General features: G+C 69.8%; 14 protein-coding genes. 6 read left to right on the forward strand and 8 right to left on the reverse strand.

Going from position 1 to position 12765, the window contains the following annotated elements; all coding sequences use genetic code 11:
- Positions 1-63: 63 nt before the first annotated feature.
- Complete coding sequence (locus tag ACTIFJ_RS06605) at positions 64-435, forward strand: tRNA-binding protein (protein ID WP_439533305.1); 372 nt, start codon at positions 64-66, stop codon at positions 433-435.
- Here ACTIFJ_RS06605 and ACTIFJ_RS06610 read toward each other — a convergent pair.
- Both ACTIFJ_RS06610 and ACTIFJ_RS06615 read right to left on the reverse strand, forming a co-directional pair.
- Positions 432-2858: a ligase-associated DNA damage response DEXH box helicase gene (locus tag ACTIFJ_RS06610; RefSeq protein WP_439533316.1), complete on the reverse strand. Its 2427-nt coding sequence runs from the start codon at positions 2856-2858 to the stop codon at positions 432-434. The genes ACTIFJ_RS06605 and ACTIFJ_RS06610 overlap by 4 nt on opposite strands.
- On the reverse strand, positions 2855-3283 hold the full coding sequence (locus ACTIFJ_RS06615) for a DUF3617 domain-containing protein (RefSeq protein ID WP_439533306.1): 429 nt from the start codon (positions 3281-3283) through the stop codon (positions 2855-2857). The genes ACTIFJ_RS06610 and ACTIFJ_RS06615 overlap by 4 nt, the downstream gene beginning before the upstream one ends.
- 61 nt (positions 3284-3344) lie before the next feature.
- Between ACTIFJ_RS06615 and ACTIFJ_RS06620 the strand changes: the two genes are divergently transcribed.
- The 5 genes from ACTIFJ_RS06620 to ACTIFJ_RS06640 all read left to right on the forward strand — a co-directional run bounded on the left by ACTIFJ_RS06620 (position 3345) and on the right by ACTIFJ_RS06640 (position 8992).
- Positions 3345-4337, forward strand: a complete 993-nt coding sequence (locus ACTIFJ_RS06620; protein ID WP_439533307.1) for a ligase-associated DNA damage response exonuclease — start codon at positions 3345-3347, stop codon at positions 4335-4337.
- On the forward strand, positions 4334-5371 hold the full coding sequence (locus tag ACTIFJ_RS06625) for a quinone-dependent dihydroorotate dehydrogenase (RefSeq protein WP_439533308.1): 1038 nt from the start codon (positions 4334-4336) through the stop codon (positions 5369-5371). The genes ACTIFJ_RS06620 and ACTIFJ_RS06625 overlap by 4 nt, the downstream gene beginning before the upstream one ends.
- Positions 5372-5391: 20 nt before the next feature.
- Positions 5392-6849, forward strand: a complete 1458-nt coding sequence (gene ggt, locus ACTIFJ_RS06630) for a gamma-glutamyltransferase (RefSeq protein WP_439533309.1) — start codon at positions 5392-5394, stop codon at positions 6847-6849.
- Positions 6850-6921: 72 nt separating this feature from the next.
- Positions 6922-7062, forward strand: a complete 141-nt coding sequence (locus ACTIFJ_RS06635) for a hypothetical protein (protein ID WP_439533310.1) — start codon at positions 6922-6924, stop codon at positions 7060-7062.
- 64 nt (positions 7063-7126) lie between these two features.
- The gene (locus ACTIFJ_RS06640) at positions 7127-8992 is read left to right on the forward strand and encodes an AMP-dependent synthetase/ligase (RefSeq protein WP_439533311.1); all 1866 of its coding nucleotides are present in this window, start codon (positions 7127-7129) and stop codon (positions 8990-8992) included.
- Between the two features lie 11 nt (positions 8993-9003).
- Here the strand turns inward: ACTIFJ_RS06640 and pgl are convergent, their stop codons facing one another.
- The 6 genes from pgl to ACTIFJ_RS06670 all read right to left on the reverse strand — a co-directional run.
- On the reverse strand, positions 9004-9705 hold the full coding sequence (pgl, locus tag ACTIFJ_RS06645) for a 6-phosphogluconolactonase (RefSeq protein WP_439533312.1): 702 nt from the start codon (positions 9703-9705) through the stop codon (positions 9004-9006).
- 40 nt (positions 9706-9745) lie between these two features.
- On the reverse strand, positions 9746-10162 hold the full coding sequence (locus tag ACTIFJ_RS06650) for a 23S rRNA (pseudouridine(1915)-N(3))-methyltransferase RlmH (RefSeq protein WP_439533313.1): 417 nt from the start codon (positions 10160-10162) through the stop codon (positions 9746-9748).
- Positions 10163-10167: 5 nt separating this feature from the next.
- A complete protein-coding gene (rsfS, locus tag ACTIFJ_RS06655) occupies positions 10168-10518 on the reverse strand; it encodes a ribosome silencing factor (protein ID WP_439533317.1) in 351 nt (116 codons plus the stop codon).
- 92 nt (positions 10519-10610) lie between these two features.
- A complete protein-coding gene (locus ACTIFJ_RS06660) occupies positions 10611-11258 on the reverse strand; it encodes a nicotinate-nucleotide adenylyltransferase (RefSeq protein WP_439533318.1) in 648 nt (215 codons plus the stop codon).
- Entirely contained in the window at positions 11258-12526 is a 1269-nt protein-coding gene (locus tag ACTIFJ_RS06665) for a glutamate-5-semialdehyde dehydrogenase (RefSeq protein ID WP_439533314.1), read from the reverse strand. Before ACTIFJ_RS06665 ends, ACTIFJ_RS06660 begins: the two co-directional genes overlap by 1 nt.
- Positions 12527-12531: 5 nt before the next feature.
- Positions 12532-12765: PUA domain-containing protein (locus ACTIFJ_RS06670; protein ID WP_439533315.1), on the reverse strand; the 234-nt coding region annotated here is incomplete at its 5' end.

The raw sequence follows: 12765 nt of genomic DNA on the forward strand, positions 1-12765 counted from the left end.
GCATGCACATGGCCGGCCAGCAAGCCCATTGGCGACGAAGCGATGCGGCGATAGCATTGGGCCATGCACGTCGTCCCCGATCCCGCCGCACCACCGGTGCTAAACATCAGCTTCGACCAGTTCCTCGCCATCGATATCCGCGTCGGACGGATCGTCAGCGCGACGCCCTTCCCGGAGGCGCGCAAGCCGGCGATCAAGTTGCTGATCGATTTCGGCCCGGTCATCGGCCAAAAAAGGTCGAGCGCCCAGATCACCGAACATTATGCCTGCGAGTACCTGCCCGGCCGGCTGGTCGCGGCGGTGGTCAATTTTCCGCCGCGCCAGATCGGCAAGTTCCTCTCCGAGGTGCTGACCTTGGGCTTCCCGGACGAAGCCGGCGCCGTCGTGCTGATTGCCCCGGACAAGGACGTGCCGATCGGCGGGCGGCTGTTCTAGTCTGGCGTCATTGCTTCCCGGGTCAACGCCTCGGCTTCAGCCAGCAGCGCGCTGTCCGCGCTGCCGCCGACCACCGACTCGCGGCCGATATCGAGCAGCACCGGCACGGCGAGCGGGCTGACACGGGCCAGCCGCCGATGGGTCAGGCGGGACTGGGCAGTTTCCAGCAGCGCGGCCAGGCGATCGAGGTCGGTCAGCTTGTGGCGGGCGTCGTTCCAGGCGGCGCTAAGGAGCAGATGGTCGGGCTGGTGGCGGCGCAGCACCTCATAGATCAGGTCGGACGAGACGCTGAGCGCCTTGCCGGTCTTGTGTTGTCCCGGCAGCGTCCGCTCGATCAGCCCGCCGATGATCGCCGTCTCGCGGAACGCGCGGCGCAGGAACGGCGATGCGGCGACCCATTCGGCCAGCTCCGCCTCGAGGATGTCCGGGCTGAGCAGCGCTGCAAGGCCATTCGGTTCGTGGAGAGACCAGCAGGCGACGACATAGTCACTGGCGACGAAGCCGAGCGGGGCGAGGCCGGCCGCCTCCATCCGCTGGGTCAGCAGCATGCCCAGCGTCTGATGGGCGTTGCGCCCGGCAAAACCATAGACGACCATGAACCAGCGGCCATCGCGGGGAAAGGTCTCGATGAGCAGGTCGTCCAGGCCCGGCAGCACCGAACGCAACTGCTGCATCGCCAGCCACTCGGCCACGTCCGCGGGCATCTCGGGCCAGCGCGCCGGCGTGTTGAGCAGCGCCCGCACCCGCGCCGCGAGGTTGGTGGCAAGCGGCATCCGCCCGCCCATGTAGCTCGGGATCGACGGCGTACCGCGCCCCATCTTCACATGGATGTCGGCACCCGCGAATCCGGTAACTTCCAGCACCTGGCCGGCGAACAGGAAGCTGTCTCCCACCCGCAGTTGCCCGGCGAACCACTCCTCCACCTGCCCCAGCGACCGGCCACCGGCCCGCCCGCCACGACCGAATTGGACGTTCATCGTTACCGCCTCGACAATGGTGCCGGCGTTCAGTCTATGCTGCGCAGCAAGTCTTTGATGCGTAAGGCGTAGTGTCCCGTCCCCTTGCGGCATCAGGCGACGGTATCGCTCGTAGGCGCGTAGCGCATAGCCACCGGTGGCGACGACATCGACGGCGCCCTCGAAATCGGCGCGGGACAACTGGGCATAGGGCGCCGCAGTCCGCACCTCGGCGTAAAGCGCGTCCGGCGCGATCGGCGCGGCGCAGGCCATGGCGAAGACATGCTGCGCCAGCACATCAAGGCTGCCGGCGCGGAACGGCTCCTGGTCGAGATCGTTCGCCGCCACCGCATCCCGCGCCGCCACCGCCTCCAGATATTCGAAGCGGTTGCCCGGCACGATCAGCGCCCGGCTGGCTTCCTCCAGCCGGTGATTGGCGCGGCCGGTGCGCTGCAGCAGTCGCGACGCCCCCTTCGGCGCCCCCATCTGGATGACGAGGTCGACATTACCCCAGTCGATGCCGAGATCGAGGCTGGCGGTGGCGACGATGGCGCGCAGCCGGCCCGTCGACATTGCCGCCTCGACCTTGCGCCGCGCTTCTGGCGCCAGGCTGCCATGATGGATGCCGATCGGCAGCGCCTGGTCGTTCAGCGTCCACAGCTCCTGGAACAGCAGCTCGGCGAGCGCACGGGTGTTGACGAAGACGATGGTCAGCCGCGCCGCCTCGATCCGCTTCATCACCTGGGCGGCGGCCCAGCGGCCATTGTGGCCGGACCAGGGGATGCGGTCCTCCGGCGTCAATATCTCGATGACAGGCGGCGCCCCCTGCGGACAGCGGACGAGCTGGACGCTGGCCGCGTCGACATCCGGTGCCAGCCAGCGCTGGAACGGCGCCGGGTCGGCGATGGTGGCGGACAGGCCGATGCGGCGCAGCCCGGGCGCCAGCTGCTGGAGCCGTGCCATCGCCAGCGCCAGCTGGTCGCCACGCTTGCCGGCCGCGAAGGCGTGGATCTCGTCTACGACCAGCCGCTCGAGCGTGGCGAACATCGTCTCGGCCTGCGGGTAGGACAACAGCAGCGACAGGCTTTCCGGCGTCGTCAGCAGGATCTGCGGCGGGTGCACCCGCTGCCGGGCCTTGCGGTCGGACGAGGTGTCGCCAGTGCGCGTATCGACCTCGATCGCCAGCCCGGCCTCGGCGATCGGCGCCAGCAAATTGCGCTGCACATCGCTGGCCAGCGCCTTTAACGGGCTGACATAGAGCGTGTGCAACCCCTCGCGCGGGGCGCGGGTGAGCGCCGCGAGGCTGGGCAGAAAGCCGGCCAGCGTCTTGCCGGCGCCGGTCGGCGCCATAAGCAGCGCATGCTTGCCGGCGGCATCGGCCGCCAGCATCTCGAGCTGGTGCGGCCTCGGCGACCAGCCACGCGCCTCGAACCAGCCGGCCAGCGCCGGCGGCAGTACGTCGTCTATTTGCAGGGGCCGAGCCGCTTTGCCGTTACCCGGCTGGCCATGGTCATCGGCCCGGACTTCATCGAGCTGCTCATCGCATAGCTGGTCGGCGTGTAACTGCCCTTCATCGACACCACGGCCGGGCCCTGGTCAGTCTTGCAGCTCAGCTCGGCATCGATGCTGCCGCCCTCGAAGCGGAAGCGGTTCATCGTGCAGCTCTTGTCGGCAGCCAGCATCTTCTTTGGATCGGCCTCGGCTTCTTCGGGCGTCAGGCAATAGGTGACTGTGGTCGGCCGCCCCTTCATCATCGCCAGCGCCTCGGGCGGCATGCCGGGCATGCTGGCGCTTTCGATGACCGTAACCGCCTGCCACTGGCCCGGCGTCACCTTCGGTGCGGCCAGGGCCGGGGTTGCAGCGATCATGACCGCGACGAGAACAATGCGCATGAAACCTCCCTGTGACACGGGCAAACCTAGCCGAGCCGGATGCGATGCGGCAAGAAGGGACATGATCGACTGGATCGAGCCGCACCCCCACGGCATCTATGTGCCCCCCGCCGACCTGTGGGTGGACCCCTCCCGCCCGGTCGACCGGGCGCTGGTGACGCACGGCCATGCCGACCATGCCCGCAGCGGCCATGGCAAAGTGCTGGCGACGCGTGAGACGCTGGCGATCATGGATACGCGCTACGGCCTGCAATCGGGCGCGCAGATCGCCGCGCCGGGCGAGACCATCCGGATCGGCGATGTCAGCATCCGCTTCGTGCCGGCCGGCCATGTGCTGGGCTCGGCACAGGTGGTGCTGGAGCACAAGGGCAGCCGGGTGGTGGTCAGCGGGGACTACAAGCGCCGCGCCGACCCGACCTGCGCCCCCTTCGAGCCGGTGACGTGCGACATCTTCGTCTCCGAGGCGACCTTCGGCCTGCCGGTATTCCGTCACCCGCCGATCACCGGCGAGATCGACCGGCTGCTCACCGCCCGCGCCGCCAACCCCGATCGCTGCGTGCTGGTCGGCGCCTATGCGCTCGGCAAGGCGCAGCGTGTCGTCGCCGAGCTGCGCGCCGCCGGTTATGACGCACCGATCTATCTGCACGGCGCCATGCTGCGATTGTTCGCGCTCTACGAGGCGTTGGGTGTGCAACTTGGCGAGTTGCTGCCGGTGGGCACGCTGAAGGGCGAGGCGCTGAAGGGCCAGATCGTCATCGCACCGCCCTCTGCACTCAACGACCGCTGGTCGCGTCGGCTGCCCGAGCCGATCACCGCCATGGCATCCGGCTGGATGCGGGTGCGCCAGCGCGCCCGGCAGCGCGGCGTCGAGCTGCCGCTGATCATCTCGGACCATGCCGATTGGGACGAACTGACCGCCACCATCACCGAGATCCGCCCGGCCGAGCTCTGGGTCACCCATGGGCGCGAGGAGGCGCTGGTGCATTGGTGCGCCTTGCGGCAACAGCGGGCGCGCGCACTGGCCATGGTTGGGCGCGAAGAGGACAGTGAATGAGCCCGGTCTATCCCCTGTTGAAGCCGCTGATATTCCGGATCGACCCGGAAATCGCGCATGGCATGACGCTGAAGGCGCTGCCGCTGTGGCCAAGCGCCGCCCCCGCACCCGATCCGATCCTTGAAACGCACCTCGCCGGGATGGCGCTGCCCAACCCGATCGGGCTGGCGGCGGGGTTCGACAAGGACGCCGAGGTGCCGGACGCGATGCTGCGGCTGGGCTTCGGCTTCGTCGAATGCGGATCGGTGACGCCGCGCCCGCAGGCCGGCAACCCCAAGCCACGGCTGTTCCGGCTGGTCGAGGACGAGGCAGTGATCAACCGCATGGGCTTCAACAACCAGGGGCTGGCGGCGGCGGTGGCGCGGTTGAAGGCACGTGCCGGCAGGCCGGGCGTCGTCGGCTTCAACCTCGGCGCCAACAAGGACAGCGAAGACCGCACCGCCGATTATGTCACCGGCATCGCCGCCAGCGCGGCGCACGCTCGCTACATTACCATCAATATCTCGTCCCCCAACACGCCGGGGCTGCGGGCGCTGCAGGACGGCGCGGCACTGGCCGACCTGATCGGCCGGGTGCAGGCAGCACGGCCAGCGGGGACCGGCCCGCTGTTCGTCAAGCTCGCCCCGGATCAGGAGGAAGCGGACTATGACATCATCGCCCGCGCCGCCATCGACGGGCGAGTCGACGGGCTGATCGTCGCCAACACCACCATCCGCCGGCCGCCGCTGCGCTCGGCGCACGCCGGGGAAGCCGGCGGCCTGTCCGGCGCGCCGCTGGCGCCGCTGGCGATGGCGGCGCTGAAGGCCTTTCGCAGCGCCACCGGTGGGCAGCTGCCACTGGTCGCCGCCGGCGGCATCGCCAGCGCGGCGGACGCGCTGGCACGGATCGAAGCCGGCGCCACGGCCGTGCAGCTCTATTCAGCGCTCGTCTATCACGGCCCCGGGCTGGCGGCGTGGATCGCGCGCGACCTGGCGACGCTGCTCCGCCAACGCGGCTTTGCCCATGTCGGCGAAGCCATTGGCAGCCGGGCCTAGCCCCGCCTATGGTGCCGGCCATGCACCGCTTCCTGCTCGCCCCGCTACTACTGCTCGCCGCCTGCGCCACCACGGCGCCACCGCAAGCGACAGTCCCTTCCTATGCCGGCGTCGCCTCGGCGGCGCACCCGCTGGCCGCACAGGCTGGTCGCGAGATCCTGCAGCAGGGCGGCAGCGCGGCCGACGCTGCCGCAGCCGTGATGCTGGCACTGACCGTTGTCGAGCCGCAATCGAGCGGCATCGGCGGCGGCGGCTTTCTCGTCTATCAGCCGCCGCGCGGCCCAGCGCTGACCATCGACGGGCGGGAGACCGCCCCCGCCGTCGCCCGCCCCGGCCAGTATCTGAAGCCTGACGGCCAGCCAATGCCGTTCCGCGAGGCGGCGACCGGCGGCCATGCCGTCGGCGTACCCGGCAATGTCGCGCTGATCGCCGAGGCCCATAAGCGCTGGGGCCGGCTGCCCTGGGCGGCGCTGTTCGCACCGGCGATCCGGCTGGCACAGGGCTTCGAAGTCAGCGACCGCATGGCGCAGTTCGTCGGCTTCGGCCGCGAGGCGCTGAGCCGCAGCGCGGAGGCACGGGCGCTGTATTTCGATGCCGCCGGCCAGCCGGTGAAGGCCGGGACCCGCTTCGCCAACCCGGCGCTCGCCGCAACGCTGCAGACCCTCGCCGACCAGGGCGCCGACGCCTTCTACAAGGGTAGTGTCGGCACCGCCGTGGTCCGTGCCGTCAGCACCGCCGAGGCCGCGCCAACGGCGATGACCATGGCCGACCTCGCCGCCTATGGCGCCCGGGTGGCACCGCCGGTCTGCGGCTCTTATCGGCAATACACAGTCTGCGGCATGGGGCCGCCGTCGTCGGGCGCGGTCGGCGTGCTGCAGATGCTCGGCCAGCTCGAACGCTTCGATCTGAAGGCGCTGGGGCCGGACAGCCCGCAGGCCTGGCACCTGTTCGCCGAAAGCCAGCGGCTGGCCTATGCCGATCGGGACAAATGGCTCGGCGATCCGGCCTTTGTCGGCGTGCCGGTGGCGGGGCTGATCAGCCGGGACTATATCGCCCGCCGTTCGGCACTGATCCGGGACGACGCCCGGCTGGCGCAGGCCGAGCCCGGCCTGCCCGCCGGGGCGCCCGAACGCCAGGCCGCCAATGACAATGAAGTCGCCGGCACCTCGCATTTCGCGGTGGCCGCTGCCGATGGCTCGGTGGCGACCTACACCTCCACGGTAGAGCGGTCGTTCGGCTCGGGCATTGTCGCCGCCGGCATGGTGCTCAACAACGAGCTGACCGATTTCAACTTCGCCCCCGAGGACCAGGGCGCGCTCACCGCCAACGCGGTGTCGCCGGGCAAGCGCCCGCGCTCGTCGATGAGCCCGACGATCGTCTATGACCGGCAGGGCCGGGTGGTCGTGTCGCTGGGCGCGGCCGGCGGCAGCACGATCATCGCCCAGGTCGCCAAGACGCTGATCGCCACGCTCGACTAGGCGATCGCCGCGCCGCAGCTCGTCGCCATCGGCGAGCGGCTGTCGATCGAAAAGGGCACGGCGCTCGAAGCCATGGCCCCTGCCCTCGAGGCGCTTGGCCACAAACCGGTGCCCGGCGCCCTGCCGCTGAAGGCCAATGGCGTGGCGCGCGTCGGCAGCGGCTGGGCCGGTGCGGCCGATCCGCGCAGCGAAGGCATGGTCGCCGGCTATTGAGCATTGGCCCGTCGGCAGCGGCCGGCTAAGAATGGCGGTGGCGGTCAACAGCCGGGGAGGTCGAATGAACGCAATCCGCAAGTTCCTGCCCCCTGCGCCTTTGCCGCCAGCGCCCTGTGCGGCACGGGCGGATGCCTGCCCCAATCTGGTGCGGCTTTTCCTGGACTGGGCCGAGGAACGCGGACCGCTGACCATGCTGGCTGCCAAGCGCGACGGCCAGTGGCAGGAAACCAGCTGGGCCGAGGCCCGCGACACCGTGGCCAGCCTGTCGGCGGCGCTGCTCGATCTCGGCATCAAGGCCGGTGACCGGGTGGTGCTGGTCTCCGAGAACCGTCCCGAATGGTGCCTCGCCGATCTCGCCATCATGGGCGCCGGCGCCATCACCGTGCCGGCCTATGTCACCAACACCAGCGCCGACCATGCCCATATCCTCAACAATTCCGGCGCCCGCGCGGTCATTGTCTCCAACCAGAAGCTCGCCGCCGCGCTGCTACCGGCGGTGGCCGAAACCAGCGCCTGCCGGATCGTCATCGGCATCGAGCCGCTGAAGCATGCCCAGGCCGGCGAGCTGGCCGAATATCAATGGCATGCGATCATCGCCGCCCGCGCCGGCATGGTGTCGGTGGACCGCGCCACGCTCGCCGCTCGCGCCACCGCCGAACGCGACGACCTGGCCTGCATCGTCTATACCAGCGGCACCGGCGGCAGCCCGCGCGGCGTCCGCCAGCACCACGGCGCCATCCTGCGCAACATTGCCGGCGCCATCACCGTCATCGAGCAGGATTTCGTGGCCACCGCCTATCGCGAGCGCTTCCTGTCTTTCCTGCCGCTCAGCCACGCCTATGAGCATACCGCCGGCCAGTTCATGCCGATCGGCATGGGCGGCGAGATCTGGTATGCCGAAAGCCTCGAGAAGCTCGCCGCCAACATCGAGGAAACACAGCCGACCTTCATGGTCGTGGTGCCGCGGCTGTTCGAGGTGCTGCGGACCCGGATCGCCAAGGGCATCGAGAAGCAGGGCGGGGTCGCTGTTACCCTTCTCAATCAGGCGTTGCGGCTAGGCCGCAAGCGGGCGCGCAATGAACCGCTCAGTCTCTTCGAGCGCGGCCTCGACCCGCTGCTCGATCGGACCATTCGCAAGAAGGTCCAGGCGAAATTCGGCGGCCGCCTCAAGGGCCTCGTCGCCGGCGGCGCCCCGCTCAACCCCGAGGTCGGGGTATTCTTCGCCTCGATCGGTATCACCATCCTGCAGGGCTATGGCCAGACCGAGGCCGGCCCGGTGATCAGTTGCAACCGCCCGCGCGCCCGCATCAAGATGCACAGCGTCGGCCCGCCGCTCGACAAGGTGGAAGTCCGGATCGCCCCCGACAGCGAAATCCGGGTACGCGGCGAACTGGTGATGGACGGCTATTGGATGAACGATGCCGAGAGCCACCGGGTGCTGCAGGACGGCTGGCTGCTGACCGGCGACATCGGCCATATCGACGCCGACGGCCATCTCGTCATCACCGACCGCAAGAAGGACATCATCGTCAACGACAAGGGCGACAATGTCGCGCCCCAGCGCGTCGAGGGCATGTTGACGCTGCAGGACGAGATCGCCCAGGCGATGGTCTATGGCGACAAGCGGCCCTATCTGGTGGCGGTGGTGGTGCCCGAGACTGAATGGGCGCTGGGCTGGGCCCGCGAGCAGGGCATGCCGGCCGACATCAGGAAGCTGGCGCATGAGCCGGAATTCCACCGCGCCATCATGGCCGCCGTCGACCGGGTCAATGCGCGGCTATCGGTCGTCGAAAAGGTCCGCCGGGTGATCATCGCCGACGAACCGTTCTCGACCGAAAACCAGCAACTGACCCCGTCGATCAAGATCCGCCGCCATGTCCTCAAGCAGGTCTATGGCCCCCGTCTGGACAAGCTCTACGGCGGCTGATCGATAGGGCTTCAGGAAGCCCAGTGGATATCGATGTCCATCTCGAGATCGGCGAGCAGCCGGCCGACCGGCATCTGGCTCGATGCCCCGTCTTTCAGCGCCTTCTCCAACATCTTGCGCTTGGCCTGGCCGGTCAGCATCAGCGTCACCACGCGCGCCGAGACCAGCGCCGCCTTGGTCAGCGTGACGCGCGGCACCGGCATTGCTTCGGGCATCGGCTCGGGCCGCACACCGATCGCCTTGCGGGCATTGGGACCATTCAGCGCCGCATCATAGTCGGGGCCGGGGAAGATGCTGGCGACATGGCCGTCCTCGCCCATGCCGAGCAGCGCCAGGTCGAGCGGCCAGTCGAGCGCCGCCAGCCGTTCGTCGGCAGCGCGGCCGGCCATCACCGGATCGGTCTCGCCGGCGGCCAGCGGCACCACCCGCGCCTTCTTCGGAAGGAACAGCCGCGCCAGCATGCCGACGTTCGAGCGCGGGTCGGTCGGCGGCACCAGCCGCTCGTCGGTCGGCACGATGGTCACATCGGCCCATTCGAGCTTGCGCTCGGACAGCAGCTGAAGCGCCCGCTTCGGCGTCTCGCCGCCCGGCAACGCCACAAAGGCCCGGCCGCGCGCCTCCAGCGCCTGTTCGATAAGGAACGCGACATCGCCGGCCACAGCCTCGGCGAACTCGTCCGCGTCGTCGTAATCCCACCATTCTGCATCGATCATGCCGGCCTGATGGCACAGCCGGGCAGCGGAAGAAACCCCTTCACTCACGATGATAGGGGTGCCCCTCCAATATCGTCATCGCCCGATACAGCTGCTCAGCGAGCATGGCGCGGGCGAGCAGATGCGGCCAGGTGGCCCGGCCGAGCGCCCAGACCAGGTCGGCCCCGTCGCGCATCGCCGGCTCGTGGCCGTCCGCCGCGCCGAGCAGCAGCCGCACCTCGCGGATGCCAGCATCCCGCCAGCGCCCCAGCGATTCGGCGAGCTGCGCCGAGGACAGGTCGCGCCCGCGTTCATCGAGCACGATTGTCCGGCACGAAGCCGGCGCCTCCGGCCAGCCAGCCTGTTCGCCCAGTTCGGTGACCGTCAGCACCCCGCGCAGCCGCTTCGCATAGCGCGCCACCAGCTCGGCCTCCGGCCCGCGCCCGATCCGGCCCCGGGCGAGGATATGCAGCTTCATCCGGCTCAGGCCGGGCGCGGCGGCGCCTTGTCCGGCGTCATCCGCGCGGTCGCCTCGGGCTCCATGCTCCACATCTTCTCGAGCGCATAGAATTGCCGGACCTCGGGGCGGAACAGATGGACGATGATGTCACCGATGTCGATCAGCACCCAGTCGGCCGTCTGCAGCCCCTGCATGCGCACCGAGCGGCCGAAATCGGCCTTCACCCGGTCGGCGATCTTGTTGGCCATCGATGCCACCTGCCGGCCCGAGCGGCCCGAGGCGATCACCATATGGTCGGCCATCGTCGACTTGCCGGCCAGCGCGATGGTCACCACTTCGATCGCCTGGTCATCCTCCAGGCTCGCCAGCACCATCGCCAGCAGCTCGTCGACCCGGTCGGGCGCTGTGCCGATGCGCGGTTTCTTCGGGCGAGGGGCCCGCTTGGGCGTTGGTGTGGTTTCAATCGTCAAGTGACAGGATCCCCATGGGAGGCGTGAGAGAAGGACTGGCGGCGGGCGCCGAAGCGACGATACCAGTCCGGATCGGCAGCGCGAAGGGCCGTTGCGGACAAAGGCGTCTGCCGAATTTCGAGAATGACGATGGCGGGTGATTGCCAGTCTGTCCAGCGCGCCGCCTGGGCCCGCGGCCGCCGCCAGCGCCGCAGCCAGCCCATCGCCGGGGAGGCAAGCGCCGGCCCCATGAACCGCGGTCGCGCCAGCACGGCGATCGGCAGCAGCCGGGCGAAGCGCCGCCAGCGCCGCCAGCGGTGCAGCTCGGGCAGGATATCGGCGCCCATCAGCCAGATGAACCGCGCGCCCGGCTGCGACCGCTGCAGCGCCGCCACGGTGTCGACCGCATAGCGGGTGCCGAGCGCCTGCTCGATCGTCGTCGGGCGGATGCGCGGATGCCGCGCCACCGCCTCCGCCGACGCCAGCCGCGCCGCCAGCGCCGCCATGCCCTCGCCGGACTTCAGCGGATTCTGCGGCGACACCAGCCACCACACCTCGTCGAGCCGCAGGATCCGCATCGCCTCGAGGCTGATGTGCCGGTGCCCGGCATGCGCCGGATTGAACGAGCCGCCGAGCAGCCCGATCCGACGCCCGCCAAAGCGAATCAGGGCCGCACCTGGCCTGTCCCGCGCACCAGGGTCTTGTAAGTGGTCAGGCCTTCCAGCGCGACAGGGCCCCGCGCATGCAGCCGCCCGGTGGCGATGCCGATCTCGGCGCCGAAGCCGAACTCGCCGCCATCGGCAAACTGCGTCGAGGCATTGTGCAGCACAATGGCGCTGTCAATGGCGCCGAGGAACCGCCCCGCCACGCCGCCATCCTCGGTGACGATGCTGTCGGTATGGCCCGAGCTGTGCGCCTGGACATGGGCGACCGCCCCCTCGATCCCGTCGACCGTCACCACCGAGGCGATGGCATCGAGCCATTCGGTGTCATAATCAGCCGGCTGCACGGCAACCGCGCGCGGCTCCAGCGCCCGCGCCGCCGCATCGCCGCGCAGTTCGCAGCCGCCATCCGCCAACGCGCCGAGCACGGCCCGCGCCGTCGCCTCAGGCAGCGCCCGGTCGAGCACCAGCGTCTCCATCGCCCCGCACACGGCGGTGCGCCGCAGCTTGGAATTCCGGACGATCGCCACCGCCTTCTCGGGGTCGGCGGCGGCATCGACATAGACATGGTTGATGCCATCCAGATGCGCCAGCACCGGCACCCGCGCATCGGCCTGCACGCGCGCCACCAGCCCCTTGCCGCCACGCGGCACGATGATGTCGATCAGCCCATGCGCGCCCAGCATCGCGCCGACCAGCGCGCGGTCGCCGGCCGGCACCATCTGCACGGCGGCGCGCGGCAGCCCGGCCATCTCCAGCCCCTCGGCCATGCAATCGAGCAGCACGGTGTTGGACCGCGCCGCCTCGCTGCCGCCGCGCAAAAGGCAGGCATTGCCGGACATCAGGCACAAGGCCGCCGCATCGGCCGTCACCCCGGGCCGGCTCTCATAGATGATGCCGATGACGCCGAGCGGCACCCGCACGCGGGTGAACGCCAGCCCGTTGGGCGTCGTCCAGTGGCGAATCTCCTCGCCGACCGGGTCGGGCAGCCCGGCCACGGTCTCCAGCCCCGCCGCCAGCCCCTCGACGCGCTTGGCATCAAGCGCCAGCCGGTCGAGCAGCGCCGCGGTCAGCCCCTTGTCGCGGCCCGCCGCCATGTCCTCGGCATTGGCGGCGAGAATCTCGTCGGCGCGGTCCCGGATCTGCGCGGCGGCCGCATTGATGGCGCGCGCCTTGGTGGCCGTCGGCGCCGCCGCCAGCACCGGCAGCGCAGCGCGGGCCGCGCGAGCCATCGCACCAATGATCGATTCGGGCGTCTGTTCGTCAGTCATGTCCATCACACCAATACCAGATGATCCGCGTGCACCAACGCCGCGCGCGGCACATAGCCGAGCACATCACCCTGGTCGTCATAACGCAAGCCCATGATCGAGCGGGCGTCCTCGGCGTCATAGCCGGCCAGGCCACGGCCGATCGGCCCCTCCGGCCCGAGCAGCGCCACCACGTCGCCGCGCGCGAACTTGCCTTCCACGCCGATGACGCCGGCCGCCAGCAGGCTCTTGCCGCGCCG

The sequence above is a fragment of the Polymorphobacter sp. genome (assembly GCF_051860865.1).
Taxonomy (GTDB): domain Bacteria; phylum Pseudomonadota; class Alphaproteobacteria; order Sphingomonadales; family Sphingomonadaceae; genus Sandarakinorhabdus.